The following is a 19,939-nucleotide window of genomic DNA, read 5'->3' on the forward strand; positions in this document are numbered from 1 at the left end:
AACAGATGGATTGACTGAAAACATTGAAATATCCAACGTAACCTTGGTCTATTTGTGGGACTACCTAATTGATTTTTCACAGTAGAGTGCCGGAATGTTAAAGTTTGACAATTGGCATTGACTTTCACGTATAAACCAATAAACACAAACCCATAATTAACCCTAAAGCTTCACTCTGGTGAGATTTTAGAAAGACACTATCAGTTAAGAAAAGAGGGTATGCGCAGAAACCTAAAACCTCTTTCTACTTTTTGGGCATCTGGTATACAAGCAAATTTTTGAGATGTTAATCTCCGCATTTTTTTGTGAGCTTCTACCTCTTCATTTTTAAATTTTTTCTCCAGATGTTTTAAATCTGATTATAGACGTTTTTGACTTTCTACTACTAACCATCTTTGAAGAATTCCGGCATAAGTCTTTTCCACTAACTTCAGCAACTTCTCCTATTTTGCAGCCTTTAGCTAACAGTCAAAGGATTTGCAGTAGAGTAGTATTGTTTGTAAAAGCGGGTAGGGGGAATCGAACCCCCATCATTAGCTTGGAAGGCTCTACCCTAATTTGCTGACTTTAATTGCTATATGGTCTTTCCAGTAGTTAAAGCTTTCTTAAACTGATCTACTTTGTACAATTTTTTGTACACTTCTGCCTTAGCTTTTATGGAAGAGTTGAGGTATTTTATGAGTCTAAATAAGGCCCATTTTCTTCCTAGAGGTATTGCCCGACTAGATTCTTGTGAAGGCCGTTTACGTGTGCGTTTTCCGAGAAAATTGTTTGGTAAAGACAAGACTCTTTATTTAGGACTACCTGACTTACCTAAATATAGAGCGATCGCTGAGGTTAAGGTTGAGGCTATCAATACTGATATTGCTTTAGGCCAATTTGACTTTACGTTAGAGCGTTACAGGCCACAGCAAAATAAACTCCTACAAATGCCTTCTGTGGACAAACTACACCATCACAAGATTGAAGAGGCCAAATCTCAGATTTCTTTAGTAGAGTTATGGGACAAATTCTATGACTATGGGTTACCTAAGTGGAAAGAAAGCACTCAAGTCTATTTAGAGACTACCGTCAGGCGATGGTTAGAAAAGGCTACTGCTGAGGTTAAGACTGCTGATAATGCAGTGGAATTGAGAAGCTTTTTGTTATCCCACACTTCCGAATCTATGGCCAAGCGGGTTTTAATTTGGATTAATGCTGCTTTTAATTGGGGGTTAAAACAAAAATTGGTATTTGGTAATAATCCTTATGAGGGAATGTCCAATGAGTTAAAGCATAATTACCAGAAAAAAGCTACACCTCTGGCTTTTACTCCAGCAGAGAAATTAGCAATTCTAGAAAACTTTGCTCAACACAAGGGCAATTGGAATGGTCGGGGAGTAACTGGCAAGGGCTACAATCATTACTTGCCATTGGTGAAGTTTTGGTTCCTGACTGGGTGTCGTCCCAGTGAAGGTATTGGCTTGACTTGGGGTGCTGTTGACTCAGACTATAGATTTGTGGTGTTTGCTGGTGGAGCAGTACAGTTGTTGTCTGGACGAATTGTTAATACTACTAGCAGTAAGAATAACAAGGTAAGACGGTTTCCAATTAATGAGGAGTTGAGAGGTCTGTTTATGAGTATTAGGCCAGAGTCAGCACAACCGAGTGATTTGGTTTTCCCTAGCTTGACTGGTAAGGTCATTGCCTATAATAATTTTTGCCACAATGCTTGGCGACGGATGGTTTGTGAGCTAGTGAAAAAATCGACTCCCTACTCATGCCGAGATACATTTATTACTGAGCAATTGAGCAAAGGTGTGAGTGCCACAATTATTGCTAAATGGTGTGACACGTCAGTAAAAATGATTGAGAGTCATTACTTTGACTTGAATGTTATTAATATTTTGCCTGTTTGACATCCTCCCGACGTTGCGCTGACGCGACAACGCGGGATTCCCTAACATCACTGATAGGGGCTTTCTGCTGCCTCTTGCAGAGGAGCTGCGCTTTTCATGTCGCGTAGCGAAACATAGCACCTGCCTCCCTTGCCAAACCTCTTTTCGGTCTTATGGTCGCTCCACAGACAAGACAGCGCGGTCTTGGGGGTCTCCCCCATGAGCGACTGGCGCTGACACTGCTAGCCCAGCAGCCTAGTTTGATTTAGTATAGCATACTATTGTAAGAACCGCTCTTATTGATTGGTTTTCCAATTGCGTCGCTCCCCAAGGGGAGAGCGCGGGTCTTCAACCAACGTTGAGATAAACTATGATTATTCTTAGGTGACATTTGATAACGCAAAAGGGATGAAAACTTTAACACATATAACTTTCATCCTATTTATACTTTTACTGACAGTTCTCAGTTAATATTGTTGGAAGCTTACAGTATAAGGGTATTGCAGATATTCAGGATCATTTGCGACTGAAGCCTAACAATTAGTGACATTTGTTCGGAAATAGTCTTGTTTGGAATGTTTTATTCTTTGCCAGGGGTTTGTTTGTGTAAGTAGGGCTTGCTGATTAAATCTAAAAGCATTGACATATAAGGACAAGTGCCTTTTTGGAGTCGAAAAAAGTGCGCCTGTTTCAGCTCTTCATGCTCAAAAAGTTAGTATTTTAGGCGCATAGTTGGGCAGAAAAATCAAGGGACAATTCTTACTCCTACCTCCTCTAAATTGCAATTTCTCCTGTCTCCTGTCTCCTGTCTCCTACTAAAAGACTTTTTCAGCAAACCCTAAGTAGATATGCGTATTATCCCTAAGTCTAAGTCATCTGAGCAATATTGAGGTTTAAAAAAGCGGTTTGTCCCATCCCAAAACTTAGTATTCTGGGATGAGCAATTAATTTTTTTTAGGTCGCTAATTCAAAATCACTTCAGCTCTAGCATCTTTTTTGATGATTAAGATTGATTCTAACAATATGACAAATTCTAATAACCAATTAACTCTTACAATTAAGCAGGCAATTAGTGTGAAGGGGGAATTTACCTGTGGAGTGGTTATCGCTTCTTGCTTAGATATTTAGATAAGAGCCTAAATTCTTATCCCACAGAATTTGTCCCATTTTGTCGTACTCTCGACGTATGGCTCGAATTAAGTGCCTCATTTCAATTACTCTATTATTATCTTTATCATCTGCTGCTAAAAATGCTGCTGTCAGGGCAATATTGCGAATATTTGCTCCAGTAATCTCAAAATTTTCTGCCAGAAATTCTATATCTAGCTCGGGGCTACAAGGTGCTTTTTTGGGAAATATCTTTTGCCAAATTAGGAGACGATGCTCGGTATCTGGCAAGGAAAACTCGATAATAAATCGGAGTCTTCTTTCAAAGGCTTCGTCCATATTACTACGAAGATTTGTAGTTAATATGGTAATGCCTTCATACTCTTCCATTTTTTGTAATAAATAGCTGACTTCAATATTGGCGTAGCGATCGCGGGCGTCTTGTATTTCTGTACGTTTACCAAACAAGGCATCAGCTTCATCAAATAAGAGAATGGCATTAGAATTGGTTGCTGCGGTAAATATTCGGTTGAGGTTTTTCTCTGTTTCGCCAATGTATTTACTAACTATTTGCGATAAATCTATTTTGTATAAGTCTAGTTGTAGGTGATGGGCAATGACTTCTGCTGCCATTGTTTTTCCTGTACCGGGAATGCCAGAAAAGAGAACATTTAAACCTTTTCCTAATGATAATTTAGTGGCAAAACCCCATTGATTATGTACTAAATTTTGATATTCTGCTTCTTTACAAATATTTTCTAATTGTGTTAGTTGTTTTGGCTGTAATACTATATCATCCCAAGTATATTTTGGTTCAATTTTACGGGCTAGATTTATTAAATCGTAACCTGATTGATGGCGTGCTGCACTGCATAAATCAATAAATGAAGGTTGGGATTTTTCTGTTTTGAAATTGCTGTTATTTTCAATTTTAGTTTCGGATATTTGTTGCCAACGAGTGGTATTATAAGCAGTGGCTACGGCATCAGCAATTTGGTTTGGGGTGAGACGAAAGCGATCGCTTAATATATCTAATTCTTTCTTTTCAATGCTAATTTCTAATTTGTTTAAATAATTTTGCCAATATTCTCGACGTTGACTAGATTCAGGAATTGTAAAAGTAATGGTAATTAAACCTTTGACTCCTGTGGTTGTGGGGAGCCAATTTTCTATTCCAGAGAGGATGGTAATACCTCTATTTTTTTCGATTTCTTTCAGGAAAGATTGATAGGGTATTTGATTTTCAGGAAGGTAGAGAATATCAAAGTTTTCCAGATATAATAATCGCTGAAAAAACCATGCTTCTCGCCATATCAATTGTAGGTTTTCTTGGAAGTTAGATTTATCTTCTAATAATTTGGCTAAATCAGCTATTAATAAAGGAATTTTTAGGGTTTTGGCTAGAAATTGGGCTGTGTTAGATTTGCCTGAGCGATCGCTTCCTTGAAAATAAAGCTGGAGGGGTTGTTGTTTTTGCCAATCTTCTTTGACTAAAATTTGTAGTTTTGTTTGGATATCGGGATTGAGATATAAGATATCGGCAGATATGTTTGTTTCTCTTAATTGACAATAAGAAGTGAGTCGGAAATCTAATCCTGGTTGATTTAATAGCAATCTGACAACTTGCGGATTAATAATAAGATGTTGGGAAAGGAATGTTGATTCTGAGGAGAGATGGAGTAAACCGTGAGAAATTAGGGGTGCATTGGTAGTCAAATGTTGACGTCGTGAGAGTTTTTCCACAATATTAGAACAGTATAGGTTTAAGACTAAATCTACTGTAGGTTTTTTGTGGCTGGTTTCATCTTGAATATAAGCATAAATTCTTTCATATTCTCTATCTATTTCTGGTGCCAGGGTGACTGTTAAAATATCTAAGTCAAAAGGAGATAATTCAAAAGTCTTTTGTAACCAATCTATCAGAGAATTTGCAGGAATTTGACTAGGGGTTTCATCATCTACTATCTCTATTTTGTGAACCCATGTTATGCCATATTTTTGTTCGGCTTGACGGTGTTTTTGCAGAGTAGAAATAAATTGAGTTATTCGTCGATCTAATTTTTGAATGAGAGGTAGTAACCCATTAATATCTGGGGTTATTTGTGTTTCTGAAGCGATGAATTTATTAAAACTTTTTGTTTCTGTATTCTGAGTTTCTAAATTGGCTTTTAATGGTTCTACCATAGGTTGTATTTCTTTAATTTGCTCTGGCTTTAATTTTCAATATTAATATTTTAGATAAGCTGGTCTGACGATCGGTGATAACACACCAAAAACTAACACTAATATGAAACCCGGTTAAACAGTTGTCATTGCCACCAAAGGGAAGCCATCTCGCAAAACCCCTGAGATTGCTTCTTTCCACTCAGTTTCACTCGCAATAACAAATGGAGTGGCTAATTACCCAAATTTTATATGAGACTTTATTTTTTGGTTATACATTTGTATCTTCTACATTGACTATTTCGGGAAGAGGACTATCCTTGTCTGTTTCATTTTCTTCAGAGATTGCTTCTTGCAGAGCTTGAATAGCTCCACTAATACGAAGTAAAGTATCCCGTAGATTGGCAACTTTTGCCTCATATTCAGCCATAACCTTCTGTCCTGACTCAAATTCTACTTTCAGTGCTGCCAAACGTTTCTCTAATTTTTCTTTCATGTTCCTTTTACCTTGATATTCATCGTAATAAATGTACCAGTACCTGAGTATTGGGGGGTAGCATCGGGAATGGGACTAGGTGCTGAGGGTTGTTGTGCGGGAACCATCACTTGAAATTTAGCTTTGAAGGATGCTCCTTTTAGCAATACGGGTTTACCCCCAGATTTAGTCTTTTTGGCTTTTTGATTGCCTGCCAAGGATTCTATGGAAAGCATTCCCATCCCTGGAATACTATATTGGGGGGTCATGTAAGGACAACCAGGGACGATGACCTTTTTTTCATCCCCATCCACACAGACAAGTTTCTGGTTAATTTTTTCTTTACCTGTGCCAATTAAATCCCCTGGACGCACAGTGACAATTGCTTGGCCAAATGTGGGGTTAAACATCGCTTTGTCGCCTGTTATGAGAATGAAGTCAGCCATAGAATAAGAATCAAGCCAATAATAATAGTTGCCCTCGACTATCAAATGTGAATCGAAGGTTTTGATTGGTTGTGTAATTGCCTTTGTTTTTGTTATTTTAGTATAATTATGGTGTACTTTTTGATATAATGATATAAATATCATGTATTAATTTCAGGAAGGAGCGCAAAAATTAGTAGAGCTGTTCATATGTTCTCTAAATGGCTTCCATGGTGGACCTAATAGCTCAAATTTGCTCCGATGAGGTGTTGGAGCAAGCTTTCCAGTGGCTGTGCAAAACCCGAGCCCATTATCATTTTCATGGGGATGTTTGGCATCTCCGCCGATGGTGGTCTGAGAAAAAAACCTTTCTACAAGAGCAATTACGGGTAGGTCAGTATCGGTTTCGGGAGTTGCGGTTGATTCGGGGTAGGGAAGAACTAATAGAGTGGTGGTCTTCCATTGATGCTTTGGTGTTAAAGGCTATAACAATAGTTTTAACCGCTCATCTGAAACCTCATTTATCCCCACGCTGCTTTCATTTGGCAGGATCTGGAGGACTCAAGGGTGCTGTGCGGGAGGTGGCTGCCCATCTGCCAGACCATGAATTTGTGTTTCGCACTGATGTTAAGGGTTACTATGCCAGTATTAACCACGATATCCTTTTCAGAATGCTTTCCGAATATATTCAAGATGATCTCGTTTTGGATTTGTTGTGGCAGTACCTGAAACGAGCGGTTTCCGATGACTGCCTTTTTACCTCTATCGAACAGGGTATTTCTCTCGGGTGTCCCCTGTCTCCCTTGATGGGAGCCCTTTTCCTCAAGCCTTTGGATGACCGCATGGCTGCTTTGGGTTGCTTTTATGTCCGCTATATGGATGACTGGGTGGTTTTGGCACCGACTCGGTGGAAGTTGCGGAGGGCGATCGCAGCCGTGAATGAGGTGATGGAGGAGTTGCTGGTGGAGCAACACCCGGAAAAGACCTTTATCGGGCGCTTATCCAGGGGCTTTGATTTTTTGGGCTATCGGTTTTCCCCTGGGGGTTTGACTGTAGCCCTACAGACCGTGGAAAGATGTATGGTGAAGGTTGCCCGGCTTTATGAGCAAGGTGCGTCTGATGAACGCATTGGGCTGTATCTTCGCCGTTGGTGGCAGTGGGTGAAGTCTGGAGTGGATCGGGTCATGTCTTGTTTTGTTTGGTTTCCCGGCTCCACTTTCATTCTTATACGCCCAAGTAGATTATGAAACATAAGGCATAGTACCTTGGGGTTATTGGGATGGGGTTTGGTAGGTCCTTGCTCGCGGGGGGGTGGGTTGGTTCCGCCGAATCGGCCGTTTCCATTTGTATGTGGGCTAATTGGCGCGACGCATCTTCTACCGTCAGCCCCGAAACGTACTTGCCATAAACCCTATCCTCTATCTTATTCGCCTGGTATTTCGCTTTCACTATTTCCCATCCTTTTCCGCCGTTACTTTCCAGTCTTACCTCGTCCAAAGGCCGGTCCGTTCCATCCTGGGCTTGCCCTTGATACCTTATTTTGACTTTGTGCCAGTGCTTCAATATACCCTTATGCATGCCGTCGTGAGCAGGTAACATCTCCTCGGTTAATACTATGCTTTCCTCCCCTCCTGTTTCTCCTAACGGATAATGGGCCCCTCCGTAGGCCCTGCCTCCTGTGCCTACTATAAACCGCGCCCTCAGATCGGGGACCTTCTCGCCATTGACTTCTTGTCCATCGCAACAGTACCATCCCGACGGGATATTTGACTCTTGGCCTGACCACATTATGATCATCCCTTTCTCGATTGCTCCAACTCCAGCGAATCGCATCGCTTTGACTTCCCCATGTACTTCCAGCTTCGCCGATGGGTTGGGCTCCCCTATCCCCACTTTTCCGTCGTTTTTGAGCACCATTTGTATTTGTCCGCCTTCTCCTGCATCCAGTTCATCGTCGTTATGTTGTCCTCCTTTGTACCATGCAAAGTTTTTGTCAGTCCTAAAATATTGTGTGTATTGTTGGATCCCTATGCCATATCTTTTTTCATACAAATTAATCTTCTGCGATAAGATTTCGTTAAAGTTTACTTTGGGTAGCTGCAAATCTCCATCTATCTTTAAACTTCCTGTTAAAACTGCTAAATTAAGATTAGGATTTCCTCCAGAACGAAGAGTCAATGTTTGACCATTCGAGTTGGGTAAAGACAAACCAGAATATTCTCGAATGCTTTCATCTATTTGAATCTCTGTTCCAGAAATCTCCAGTCGCGCCAACTTGACTCCGCCATCTGGGGTATATGATCCAAATCCGAAAATTGGATTTTCTTTCCAGCGTGTATTACTTTCCTCTACTTTATCTTGTTGTTTATCGGCTTCGTTTTTCTCGTATTGAATATAAAGTTCCCCTTCTTCGAGGCCATTGAACTCTGAATAAGTTGCTTTTTCTTTTAAAACAATCAGATTCCCCTGATTATCTATAGCTGATCCAGGTGTAATCTCCACAGATGTTCCGTCTTGAGCTGTAACTTCTAGTCCTTCAATAATTCCCGAAACATGAAGACTTTGGTTGTGGTAACGAAGGCGATCGCTTAAATATTTATGTTGCAGTTCAAAATCTTCGGCTAATAAATATTGCCCAGGAAAATAATTGGGATATTCGGTAGCAAAGTCATTAAAATCTCTTGGATTTGCCATAGTTGACTCCAGTTAGTTTCAGAGTTGAGTGGTTGTGCCTAAAATAGTAGGAATTGTTTCTCTTGTCAGCTCTTTTCCAATTTCATAATTATAACAAATTTGTAGAATATTTTGGAGAGGAACTGCACCTAATTTCAAGTTTGTATTTAACAAATCTTCCTCATGACCCGCAAAAGATACTTTAACACGGATTTTACCATTAATTTCAACATTGTTGAGATTTTTAATCGTAACTGTTAATTGATTTATAGTTTCATAAAAGTTATTGTTGTAGAGAATACGTTTAATTGTAATTTTATGATCTTCGATAGTAGTTTCTGGAGTCAATAAATGAAAATTAGAGACATCATCTTTGAACCGAACTTTAATTTTATTGAGGACATTTTCTGTTACTGGATTTGGTTTGGTTACTTCTACAATTGCTTCTAGTTCGATTTTCTCTGTTTCTTGAGTGAGAGCTGCCTCTGGTAAATCAAAATTCTCAGAAAACTGCGATTCCTGCGGTCTCTTCGTTAGCTGCATCGTTAGCACAAGAATTTTTAAAGCATAATATGTCTGTGCTGGTTTTTCTCGATCGATAATTGCTTTAGCGATTTTAGCCTGTTGCCAATACTTAACAGGATCGCGGTCATTTAAAGTTAATTGAACCTGAAAATAATGAGGAAAATTAGTAAAATTGTCAAATACTTCCACATTGCTTCCTAAATTTGAATTTGTTAAATAAATCTGCAAAAGTTCACTTAATCCTTTTTTCGTTCCCCGCCAACGATACAATTCAACAACTTTTAAAATCAAAGCTCTTTTAACATCAACACTCCAATCATCCCGTAAACTTAAAGCTACCCAACCTGCTAACCAAGGTAAAAATTCCTGTGGTGTTTCTTGAGGATTAAAATAGAGATGAATCCGATTTAAAATTTCCTCTAATCCTAGTACATTTTCATTGTTAGCTGTAATAATTTTTTCTGGGCTAGGGGTTTGATCAAGTCCACTCAGAATCTTTTCAAAAGCCAATAAAAAGCGACCCAGAAAAACCTGTTCTTGGAGAATTGCAGGTAAATATTCTTGATAGGTACTAATTAATTGTTCTTTGTTCATTTTTAACTGACGCTAATAATGCAAATGGATTATCTTCTACTATAAATTCACTTCCTTCCAACTTAACTAACTGATTATCAGCTAGATAAATTTCCGATGGAGGTTGCCCATCTTGAGGCTCAAAAAGTAGATTATCTTCATGTTTAATTGAAATATTTTCCACATAATCTACCCCTGGCAAATCATCTAGTAATTTATAAATTTCTGAGAGATAAATACTTCTGCCCCACGGCCATCCTTTACCCTGCCAATATTTACCAGAGTTCAAAGGTGCAAAAAAAAGCTGGACTTCTGCTTGAGCTTTTTGTTTTAAATCTTCTGCTTTTACCTCATCTTTAGGAATTAATTTTGCTTCTATGTATATAGATATATATTCAGGTTCTACAATATGCAGACGAGTAGTTAAAAGTTTTCTTTCCTCCAGAAAATCAAATAAATTTTCATATTTTTTCTCTTCATTTTTAAATAAATCCTTATTGTCGGGTACAACAACTAAACTAATATGTCCTGTAGCAAAAGTATCAATATCTGACGGCTCTAAATTGCGTTGTGATAAACCCTTAACCCGTGCAATTTTCAAGCCATTAGAATCTCGAGATTCATTCCAGTCTTGAAGAACTAATTGCTCATAATCTTCAATAGTAACCGCCCGATAGCGACGGCGTAAATTCAATAAAGTTTGCTTGATTTCTGATTGTAATCCTTTGTTCTCAGATAATTCCCATTTTTTTCCTTTAAGTAAACCAAGAAAACTGGCATAATTTTCATCAGGAATTTGATTAACTTGATAGAGAGTCATTTCCGTCAACCATGCCAACAATTCGATCAGAATAATTCCTGTATCCGTAGGATTATGATCTGTCCATTCAGGATATTCAACAGAAATCTGAGAAATTGCCTCCTCTAATAAGTCAGCATAAGTACGATTGTCGAGATTAGGTAAAGGTAAAGCCATTTCAGTTATCAGTTATCAGTTATCAGTTATCAGTTATCAGTACCTCTGACTAAATCGTCGGGATTTAAAATACCTATCTTGATCATAAACAAAAATGTGATTCTCGGATGAATAAATTCATCCATTCGCTTATATCCCCCGGTTGAAACGCGCTTGCTCTACGCATCACGCTCGTAATTTCTTCCCACACGTCCCACACGTCCCACACTCCTGACACCTCCCACACTCCCCATCTGGTAGGGCTTAGGGGTAGGTTTTTATCCTTTAACATAGACGGTATGATTCCCAGAAAAAATCAAAGTATCAGCACTCAGGGGAGTCTCTATTGAAACGCCATCTATTGTCAGAGAATCAACATGATCTACATCTATTGTCAGAGAATCAACATGATCTACATCAGGAATAGCTTGAATAATAGCGTAAAAATCTGATTCTTTGGGATAACGACCAAATTCCCATCCCTTGCCACTACCACCCGTTAAAGGGTGAAGAAAGACTTCTAAACGCTGTTTAACCCTATCTCTCACCCTATCCACCCCTTCCAAAGAAATAGGAGTTATGGTGACAGTAACACTAATTTCTTGCCATTTTGGGGCAGTAACAACCAAATCCACCGTCCCTTCACAACGGGAATGAATATAGGAGGCTACTTGTTCTAATAAGGCTAAACTTGGGATAGGTTGACGTGCTTTACTATCAGGCAAAATAATCAGTTTAACTTGACCCGCACGACGCTTAATTTCTTCCATTATTTCCCCAGAGTTGCCTTTTGTAACCGTGTTGGATATCCCCGATATCTGATTAAAAGTATCTTGAAATGAGACATCAGGATTATTCGGATCTAGCCAAAGATTTTCATCTAATGGACTAAAGTTACTTGTCATCATATCTGGAGTTACGACTTTAACTCTCGCAACATCAGTGGAAGCTTCATAAGCTAAATCTGCCATATCCTGTGCAGTAACAGCCCGATCTCGGTGACGGAGTTGCTTAGGGACTCTTTCTTTAAGACGATCTAAGGTTTCTTGTTGGGCACCTCCTGCTGAGGGTTCAAGATTAATTCCCCGATCTATGTAGGGAATTGTGGTTTTTAGCTGACTGATGGTTTCCGCAGCAATATTTCCTTGTTCACCTCCTCCTGTGCGATACAAAAAGAATCGAATATTATTACGCCCCCGAGGCGGAATCATTCCTGCTATTCCGTCCCCAAAGTGAATTTCTCCGGTTTGTGGGTCTAAAGTATAGTGGCGATCGCCCGCCCCAGAACTATAAAAATCAGCCACCTTATGCCATTTTACCCATACTTCTTCAATTTCTCCTATATCATCTCGAATTACTGTGAACCTATCGGATTCTAATTCGGGAGGGATTTGTCTTTCTTCAACTTCTAATTGTTGTCCTTGCAAAATCGGAGTATTATTAGCCACAAAAACTTGATTAGGATCGGCGTTACTAGACCCTAATATTTCTTCTGTGATAGTATTTGCTTGAACTGCCCAAATAGTATTAGTTAATAGGCGACGCAGACGGGGTTTAGCAATAAAATTACCACCTTGCCAACGAACTCGTAACCAATAGAGTTCTTCACCAAAGTTTTCCATTTGACTCAAATCTATAGGAGCAATAAATTGAATTAAACCCCGCTGAGAAAAACCTTTAGTTTCATCTTTTACCCCCAATGGTTGCCATCCTAAAGGACTAGAATATTCCCAAACTAATTCAGGTTTTTTTGGGTATACAACTCGACTGTCTTTACTATAATTTTGTTCTAGAGTTTGATTGACTGTAATTTGAAGTTCATCAATATTGCTAATTTCATATTTATCGTATTGTTTGATAGCTAGATTTTGAATTTCAATTTCATCACCTATTTCCCAACCTGTAATATCAGAAAGTTTCAGAATTTTTTCTCCACTATTAGCAGCTTCTGTGAGGACTGTTTTTGATGTAATATCCCTTGATAATTCTTCGGGGAATGGGGGTTCAACCTGAGCGTAGAGAGTAACGGTTTTATTTTCAAAAGAGCGATCGAATCCTAGATAAAGTGTATGGTCTTTGTCTACGGTGGGAGTAAAAGGTTGGAAAATATATTCTACAGAAGTTTCATTTGGGTATTTATCCTTCACTGTTGAAGTCAGAAGAACTTGATTTATTTTAGAGTCTATAGCTTCTATTTGATAATTTTCATCTTCAATTGTCAGAAATTGACCAACAGTTAATCCTGTGATTTCAGCTAAAGTAAGCAACTTATCTCCCTGATTTGCTTCTGCTTTTAAATTAGTAGTGAGCTGTTTTGCATGAGTATAAATAAAATCATTATTAGCAAAGTAAATAGCCTCTTCAGTTATAGTAAATTTATAGCTTAATTTTAAAGATTGAATTAAAGGAGGGTCATAAGTTGGGGGAATTGTTTCAGTAATAATTAACTTACGCATAACCCTGGTTCCTACAGCTAAATTATCATTAATAATCCCACTATTTAGAGTCAATTTATTAGAGCTTTGAGTGATTTCAGTAATTGTATGTTCTTCTGGAAATCCTTCCGTATTTGGCAGCAAACGAATTGAATCTCCTACTTTGAATAAATCCAAATTATCAACTTCTATTTCCGTTGCTTCTTTGTCTACTTCCTTTGCCAAGACTGCTAAATGCTCATAAAAAGGATATTCACGCTCCGAAGCTGTTTGTCCATAATGACCTTTTTTAATCCGCGCCCGAATCCAGTACCGAGTTTCTCCATTGACAGTGCTAGGTAATGGTATTTCTCCAGAAAACTCTAATATAGCAGTAATTTCTCGAGTAAAATCAGGGGATGGGGTAAGTTTTGAAGGTAATATTCTCCTTTTCGATTTTACTATGCCATTATCTGTTGTAATTTCTTTCCATTCTTCTCCATCACTAATTTCCCAAACAATATTTAGGTCATTATAATCACTAATTGATTTACATCTTAAACCTAAAGTAATGATAGTATTAGGTTTAATAAATGGCTCGTGTAAAGCAATATAAAAAGTATCATTAAATTCTGGCTGTTCCCCAAAAGGATAAAAATCTTTAGTGAGGTCTAAAGGACTAGAATTAAATAAACAAACATCTGGAACCAAATCTGATTTAGTAATATTTATTTCACCTTTAATATCTGTTATTTTAGGTGAACTTACCAATACATTAGTTAAATTAGCCTTTAACCATTTACCAGTTTCCCCCTGAATTTCAGAAGCAGTTGGAATTGGTAAATTAGTAAAAGAAAAAGTCAATTCATTCCCATTAGTTGTTCTGCTAGGACTTTGTTCTTGCCATTGGGAATCATCCCAATAAAACCAATTTAGTTTGCTTGGAAATTGAGTAATATTATCAGTAGTAATAATCAGTTTTAACTCTGGTAATTCTGGTAAATTAAAAATTTCTGGACAAGTTATATAAAGAGAATGTTCAATGGGGCGATCGCCTGCAAAAGCTAAAAAAGCTCCATCTTCTTCTCCAATTGCTGCTAAAGAGCGATCGCTATATTTATCTTGACTAGGTTCCCGTACAAATACTGCTTTTAATTGGGCGGTTGTCACTACCAATTCCAGATCCGTTTCAAACACTATTTCCTCATCTGACCCCTCTGCTGGTGGTGCAGAAACTTGGGTATAAGCAGGAACTAAACCATCCACAGCACTCCCTTCAGCTAAATAGAAAGTTAAAGGGACTTTTGCAGGTTGGGGTGGTATAAGTTCTCCGCCAATTAAATTAAGGAAAACCAGGAAATTTTTCTCAGGGACTTTGTTGAGGCGATCGCTCACTAATTTGATCATTTTACCAAAGATGCGAATTAATGCCTCTCCTGCATCTATTTTTCCTGTTTCATTTGTCGGTTGCCAATCTGTAAATTGTTGTGCGAATTCCTTCGTTTGTTCAACAATTTCCTCATAAGTCCGCTGGTCTATTTTTGGAGGTAAAAAAGCCATAATAAATTACTGCAAATAAAAAGGATAAACCAAGTTAAAAATATTATTTGTGGTTCGGATTTGATAATTTACCTGAATTAAAATTAAATTCGGTTGGCTAGAATCAGGAATTGTATCCACATCTAAAACATCAATCCGAGGTTCCCATTCAATTAAAGCATTACGAACATCACTAACAATTTGACCCACTGTTCCTGAGCTATTGGGAGAGAAAACCTGATCATGAATCTCGCAGCCAAAATTAGGACGCATAACCCGTTCTCCCTTCGCCGTACTCAGAATCATCCAAATAGACTGTCGTACAGCGTCTTCATATTTTGCCACCTTAATTTGACCATCTTCTAGTACCACAGGTGAAGTCCATCCCACACCTAAAAAATCAATATCCATCACATCACCTCCAAGGAACTATTATTAACTTTCACTCCGGCAGAACATTTAATCCCTAAACCAGATTTGGCTTCTAGTTCATATTTAGACTTAGCTTTAATAGTACAATTTGCCCCTGCTTCTAATTGATAATTTTTTTTGGTTTTTATTGATAAATTGTTACATTCAATTAACATATCGTCATCACTACTTTTTAAGATAATTTTACCTTTAGTTTCAATAGTCAAATCTTTTTCAACCTTAATATTCATGTTATTTTCCTTAGAATCAATCAAAATTTGATTTTTACCCGTTTTATCCTGAATAATAATTTGTTCTTCTCCTTTAGTATCATCTAAAATAATCTGATGACCACTACGGGATTTAATCATTCTTTGATTATTTTTACCATCATCATTTTTAGCAGGAGGTTTATCTTTTCCATTCCACAAAGCACCTAGAATATAAGGAACATTCATATCACCTTGTTCAAAAGCAACTAATACTTCATCATTCACTTCCGGCAAAAAATACATACCTCTATCATTTCCAGCCATAGGAGTTAAAATCCTAGCCCAATAACTCTCTTCATTTTCAGAAAGCCAAGGAAATTTCACTTTAATTCTGCCTAAACCCTCTGGGTCTTTATTGTTAGTAACTATGCCTATTGTTACTCCATTAAAAATATTATTTTTGTCATTATTTATCAATAAATCGTATCCATTCATTTAGTATTTCTCCTCATAGTAATACCAATTCTCAAATTTTGGGCTACACATGATCAATTGGGCGGTTGAATGAACGTTTTCCCACACAAGGATCTGTAAACAGAATTTAGAGAATTGGTATAAAAACTTTCATTAATTTATCAATACTGGTAAAGGTTGTCAATAGGGTATTTCCTGTCCCTATGGTGATCAGCTAGGCTTATTTAAAAAGACAAGCTAATAATTTCTCTCTCATCAGTTCAAAATTTTTGAATCCATAACTTTGGCAAGTAAATACTGTTACTTGTGGCAGATTGAGTAAAGAGTCAAGATGAAGATCCATAATCATTAGGGGAGTAAAACGTAGCGATAGCTACATTTTACCCCCCCTTTTTGCGGAAGAGCCTGATTATCTCATGGGAATAATCCGGGTTGACTCAAGAATTGCATTGAATATTGGTATATATTTATCTTCCAAAGGCTTTAATGTTGCTGCATTAATCAGATAAAAAGATGAAGAATTGTTATAAATTAGAGACTGTAATTGCGAGATTCGTAAACCCGTGTTTTCCTCGGTCCACTCGTAATATCTAATATAAGCAGACTGAGTAGAAATTTTGCAGTGTTCTTCCCCGATTAGCTGATATTCGTTGTAATCTTGAAGCATTTCCTGACCAGACTCAATAATCAGACTCTCAAACCAACCAGAATTATCATTTTCAGGTTCTGCAAGAAGATAACTTATCGTAGAGCGATACTCTTCAAAATACTCCTCGAAGCCTGGTTCAAGAAGGCCAAATATTCTAAATTGGGACTGGTTAATAACTTGTATACTCCACTGTTCGGGCAGCAAAATAGATATGCCTATTTGCTTATTAAAGTAGCTGACCATTTCTGGTGATTCTGTCATTGTTTCCTCTAGTTTGGTAGATAAAAAAGAGCAAAAAAATAATTTCAGCTTTTAGTTGGTAAGGATAAACAGGGTTATACCATTTCTCCAAAATGTTGCTATATTTGATTAGGTGAAGAAGTGTGGAAAGAAGTAAGCATAAGAATAATTAACATTAACTTGCTAATAATTCGGGGGAAAGTTATTTTTCTTATATTAATTAATAACTGAAGTTTCACCCAAGTATAGCATTACTTTTACTAATTGGTATTACTTGGGTATTGGTGGGTCAATGCTAGATAAACAGGACTTACCCAAAGACATTGACTCTGGTGATTATATCTGAGTCAGATAATGAACCATATTCCGACAGCGGTGGCATTAGATTTTCTTCCCTTATATTGCGGTATGGCCATTTATAGATTATTCCTCTTTTGATCCCAAAACTACTTTGAGATTCTTTCAAGTTAGGAAACTTTGCATCTTCAGCAGCTTTACCAGTAGCATCACAAACAATCTTAGCTAACTCATAATCTGATTCCTGGTACAAAATTAGTTCTGCTAATTGATCATTGTTCCATACCGCTTCAGCAATAATTTGCTGTACTCTGTCTTTCTTGGCATAAGATATAGAGTTACCACTTGTGTAGTCCTTAGCTTTTTTGAAAGCGTACTGATAAATACTGTTAAAAAAGCCATCATATAATTCTTTTTTCATTTCCTCTTTCCTATCTTCCGCTATATTTGGTCTCTTCTCGTCTTCATCGCTGGTGGGAAGTTTCGGTTTTGAACTGGAAAGATATGCTTTAAGTGAACTTTTTATTGCTGAAATATCAAATCCTATATTACCTTTTACACCAGCACCTAAAAACACAGTTCCTGACACCTCACCCCCAATTGTTACTTGCCCATGTTCGTACCCAACTTTACCTTCTAATGCTCCTCCTATTCCAGCGGATAATGGCACACCTAAAGATGCAGAAACTAATGGCTTACCCCTCGAATCTGTGATGGCACCAGAAACTTTTGGAGTAACTTTTGCACCAATGAATGCTTCCAACTTACCAGCAGCACTAATGTCTTGCTTATTAACCATTAATTTGCCTTTAGCTTTTGCTTCTGCACCAATAATACCTGCCACTTCTACTTTACCCTGCAATCCAAAATGCTCGCCAGTGATTTGATGATCGAAGGAAGCAGAACCACTCAATCCTATTTGTGCCTCGAATGAACGACTAAATAGTAATCCATTTACAAAACTTAGCTGTAACTGACCTTCTTTTACTTTTACTTTTAAGAGGTTAGCCGACAATGCAAGTTCTCGTTCAAATCTCGTCTTATAGTCTCCCTGATGCGAAGTTTGCTGATTTTTATCTACAAATCCCCAACCTATCTCTATATCTAACTTGGCCATCAAAAGAATATTATTAATGACATCTATCACCTCTTGATTGAATTCTTGAGTGGAGGTTACTTTGAGTCGCGCTCCTTTATAAACTTCCTGGGATTTTTCCGAACCATACTTATTGTCTTTTGTTTCACTAAATACTCCACTCCTAATTAATAATTGATCGGTTCCAACATGTTCTTCTTTTCGTGCTTCTACAGACTCGAAGAATCCTTCTTTCATTAACACATTGAAAGCTTCTTTACGTGCTTCTTCAGGGGCTTGTGAAATTTTCTTCTTCGCTTTCTCGAAACCTTTGATTTTTTCTTCTTTTTCTTCGTGGGTATTAAAACGTGACTCTACAGTACTTTCATCAGTCTTGTTCTTCCCCTTCCCCATAATAAACTTTGAAGATTTTAACTCCTCTTTCGCCCCTTTAATCTTAGGGACAGGTATGTCCTTGTTTTGCCCAGGAACTAGATCGAATGCAACAAACTCAATCTTTACATTGTTATCATCCCAGTATCTGTCAAACTCTTGTAATTCTTTTGCAATTTGTGTTCTTGCTACCGCATTTCTACTATGTGCTTTAATCAGGATTAAAATTGGTTGATTTGTCGGTTGATTTGCGCGTACTTTCTTCACTGTCGTCTTAATATGCTCAGGAATCTTGTTAAAAATATCGTTAAGAATTCTGGTTCTATAGGCTTCTATGCTATTTGAGCCAGTATCACTTGCCCCCTTTATTCCTGTCCAAGCCTTCACACCTCCTGTTGTGGATGGTCCAGGACCTCCTGCTACTGTCAGCGTTAATCTATTATTTTTCCGGCTCTCCCAGATGGTAGTATAACTATCTAGATGCGTAAGTCGAAGCATTCCCGATGCCTTTATCACCTCTGGCCATGTCTTCCAGAAATCTTCACCAGGACCAAAGAGAATTAGTTCTATTATATAAGGGTTTCCCATTTCTTCCCCGATGTCCCCAGCTCTACCGAGCTGTACGACTGTGTTTTTCTTTCCCTGCTGCTGTATAGTTAAGCTCCCATTTGCAGACTCAGTTGTCGAGATAGGAGTGTCATTAATGGTTAAGTTGTTAGTATGAATGTTTGAATTCTCAAAGCGATCGCTCTGAGAACCATTGTTTTTATTTGACCCTAACAAACTAGCTTGTTTACCTTTTACATCTGCCTCATACTCCAATGATGAATCATCATTTACTCCCAACCCTTTTAACTGCATCGTCGGTTTTACCCTTCCCTGCATCTGCTGAACAACGTGCCATGCTTCATGGGGTAAATGTTCATCTTGTCCAGGTGCAACATGAATATCCGTCCCTTGAGCATAAGCATGTGCCTGTAATTGGAGAGGTTTAGGTGAATTATAATGAACCCTAACATCATCAAAAGAATATCCCGATAGACTTTCTACCCCTGCTTTGAGATTATCAGGTAATCCTGTCTTATTTTCTGACCCTACTTTAGACAAGCCAACATCATCCTTCTCCTTCCTCTGTATTGGTTCACTGACCCCCCCCGAATCACCCCAAAGTTGAGCAGAAATACCTTGAAATTCAGGAACCCAAGAAGTCCCCTTTCCTGATTGAATTTCCTCAGTTGCCCTTGTGCCAATGCTACTGTCTAACCCTAGCCATTCCTCCTGACTTAAACTTTCAGGATTTGTTACTGCTCTTTGTATTACTCCAGATAAAGAACCAGATCTGGGAGTTGGTATTGTTTTTTTGTTAATTGGAGTTGAAGAAAGAGAGGAAGATGTTTTTTTTTCTATTTGTTTGTGATACATTTTTAACTCCTGTTTATGAGCTTCTATGACAATAGAATAT

Annotated in this window: 13 protein-coding genes; 2 read left to right on the plus strand and 11 right to left on the minus strand. The window is 38.0% G+C overall.

The features are described from left to right. Positions 1 to 677 precede the first annotated feature (677 nt). Entirely contained in the window at positions 678 to 1,898 is a 1,221-nt protein-coding gene (locus tag ACP6PM_RS25870) for a tyrosine-type recombinase/integrase (protein WP_426589766.1), read from the plus strand. Between the two features lie 1,095 nt (positions 1,899 to 2,993). Here ACP6PM_RS25870 and ACP6PM_RS25875 read toward each other — a convergent pair. The 3 genes from ACP6PM_RS25875 to ACP6PM_RS25885 all read right to left on the minus strand — a co-directional run bounded on the left by ACP6PM_RS25875 (position 2,994) and on the right by ACP6PM_RS25885 (position 6,212). Beyond that, complete coding sequence (locus ACP6PM_RS25875) at positions 2,994 to 5,168, minus strand: ATP-binding protein (protein WP_426589768.1); 2,175 nt, start codon at positions 5,166 to 5,168, stop codon at positions 2,994 to 2,996. A 250-nt stretch (positions 5,169 to 5,418) separates the two neighbouring features. Next, positions 5,419 to 5,643 (minus strand): hypothetical protein, encoded by a 225-nt coding sequence (locus ACP6PM_RS25880; RefSeq protein ID WP_426589770.1) that lies wholly within the window; start codon positions 5,641 to 5,643, stop codon positions 5,419 to 5,421. After that, a complete protein-coding gene (locus ACP6PM_RS25885) occupies positions 5,640 to 6,212 on the minus strand; it encodes a hypothetical protein (RefSeq protein WP_426589772.1) in 573 nt (190 codons plus the stop codon). The genes ACP6PM_RS25880 and ACP6PM_RS25885 overlap by 4 nt, the downstream gene beginning before the upstream one ends. Positions 6,213 to 6,268: 56 nt before the next feature. Here ACP6PM_RS25885 and ACP6PM_RS25890 point away from each other — a divergent pair, with 56 nt between their 5' ends. Further along, positions 6,269 to 7,294 (plus strand): reverse transcriptase domain-containing protein, encoded by a 1,026-nt coding sequence (locus ACP6PM_RS25890; protein WP_426589774.1) that lies wholly within the window; start codon positions 6,269 to 6,271, stop codon positions 7,292 to 7,294. On the opposite strand, the gene ACP6PM_RS25895 is transcribed toward ACP6PM_RS25890, so the two are convergent. From ACP6PM_RS25895 to ACP6PM_RS25930, 8 genes are all read right to left on the minus strand, one after another. Further along, complete coding sequence (locus ACP6PM_RS25895; RefSeq protein WP_426589776.1) at positions 7,272 to 8,741, minus strand: tail fiber protein; 1,470 nt, start codon at positions 8,739 to 8,741, stop codon at positions 7,272 to 7,274. The genes ACP6PM_RS25890 and ACP6PM_RS25895 overlap by 23 nt on opposite strands. 18 nt (positions 8,742 to 8,759) lie before the next feature. Then, positions 8,760 to 9,839, minus strand: coding sequence for a phage tail protein I (locus tag ACP6PM_RS25900; protein ID WP_426589777.1), 1,080 nt, complete (start codon positions 9,837 to 9,839; stop codon positions 8,760 to 8,762). Then, the gene (locus ACP6PM_RS25905; protein WP_426589779.1) at positions 9,817 to 10,794 is read right to left on the minus strand and encodes a baseplate J/gp47 family protein; all 978 of its coding nucleotides are present in this window, start codon (positions 10,792 to 10,794) and stop codon (positions 9,817 to 9,819) included. The genes ACP6PM_RS25900 and ACP6PM_RS25905 overlap by 23 nt, the downstream gene beginning before the upstream one ends. 257 nt (positions 10,795 to 11,051) lie before the next feature. Next, positions 11,052 to 14,747: a baseplate J/gp47 family protein gene (locus ACP6PM_RS25910; protein WP_426589781.1), complete on the minus strand. Its 3,696-nt coding sequence runs from the start codon at positions 14,745 to 14,747 to the stop codon at positions 11,052 to 11,054. Positions 14,748 to 14,753: 6 nt separating this feature from the next. Then, positions 14,754 to 15,137, minus strand: coding sequence for a GPW/gp25 family protein (locus ACP6PM_RS25915; protein WP_426589782.1), 384 nt, complete (start codon positions 15,135 to 15,137; stop codon positions 14,754 to 14,756). Then, positions 15,137 to 15,844 carry a phage baseplate assembly protein V gene (locus ACP6PM_RS25920; protein WP_426589784.1) on the minus strand — a complete coding sequence of 236 codons (708 nt, stop codon included), beginning with the start codon at positions 15,842 to 15,844 and terminating at the stop codon, positions 15,137 to 15,139. The genes ACP6PM_RS25915 and ACP6PM_RS25920 overlap by 1 nt, the downstream gene beginning before the upstream one ends. A gap of 388 nt (positions 15,845 to 16,232) precedes the next feature. Then, positions 16,233 to 16,733 carry a hypothetical protein gene (locus tag ACP6PM_RS25925; protein ID WP_426589786.1) on the minus strand — a complete coding sequence of 167 codons (501 nt, stop codon included), beginning with the start codon at positions 16,731 to 16,733 and terminating at the stop codon, positions 16,233 to 16,235. 289 nt (positions 16,734 to 17,022) lie between these two features. Further along, on the minus strand, positions 17,023 to 19,899 hold the full coding sequence (locus ACP6PM_RS25930) for an eCIS core domain-containing protein (RefSeq protein WP_426589788.1): 2,877 nt from the start codon (positions 19,897 to 19,899) through the stop codon (positions 17,023 to 17,025). Positions 19,900 to 19,939 lie beyond the last annotated feature (40 nt).

It is taken from the genome of Dapis brunnea BLCC-M229 (assembly GCF_050015995.1).
Taxonomy (GTDB): Bacteria; Cyanobacteriota; Cyanobacteriia; order Cyanobacteriales; family Microcoleaceae; genus Trichodesmium.

Bases quoted from the DNA above. Each gene is read 5' to 3' on its own strand.
- ACP6PM_RS25870 (WP_426589766.1), top strand. From the start codon at position 678: ATGAGTCTAAATAAGGCCCATTTTCTTCCTAGAGGTATTGCCCGACTA.
- ACP6PM_RS25875 (WP_426589768.1), bottom strand. From the start codon at position 5,168: ATGGTAGAACCATTAAAAGCCAATTTAGAAACTCAGAATACAGAAACA.
- ACP6PM_RS25880 (WP_426589770.1), bottom strand. From the start codon at position 5,643: ATGAAAGAAAAATTAGAGAAACGTTTGGCAGCACTGAAAGTAGAATTT.
- ACP6PM_RS25885 (WP_426589772.1), bottom strand. From the start codon at position 6,212: ATGATATTTATATCATTATATCAAAAAGTACACCATAATTATACTAAA.
- ACP6PM_RS25890 (WP_426589774.1), top strand. From the start codon at position 6,269: ATGGCTTCCATGGTGGACCTAATAGCTCAAATTTGCTCCGATGAGGTG.
- ACP6PM_RS25895 (WP_426589776.1), bottom strand. From the start codon at position 8,741: ATGGCAAATCCAAGAGATTTTAATGACTTTGCTACCGAATATCCCAAT.
- ACP6PM_RS25900 (WP_426589777.1), bottom strand. From the start codon at position 9,839: ATGAACAAAGAACAATTAATTAGTACCTATCAAGAATATTTACCTGCA.
- ACP6PM_RS25905 (WP_426589779.1), bottom strand. From the start codon at position 10,794: ATGGCTTTACCTTTACCTAATCTCGACAATCGTACTTATGCTGACTTA.
- ACP6PM_RS25910 (WP_426589781.1), bottom strand. From the start codon at position 14,747: ATGGCTTTTTTACCTCCAAAAATAGACCAGCGGACTTATGAGGAAATT.
- ACP6PM_RS25915 (WP_426589782.1), bottom strand. From the start codon at position 15,137: ATGGATATTGATTTTTTAGGTGTGGGATGGACTTCACCTGTGGTACTA.
- ACP6PM_RS25920 (WP_426589784.1), bottom strand. From the start codon at position 15,844: ATGAATGGATACGATTTATTGATAAATAATGACAAAAATAATATTTTT.
- ACP6PM_RS25925 (WP_426589786.1), bottom strand. From the start codon at position 16,733: ATGACAGAATCACCAGAAATGGTCAGCTACTTTAATAAGCAAATAGGC.
- ACP6PM_RS25930 (WP_426589788.1), bottom strand. From the start codon at position 19,899: ATGTATCACAAACAAATAGAAAAAAAAACATCTTCCTCTCTTTCTTCA.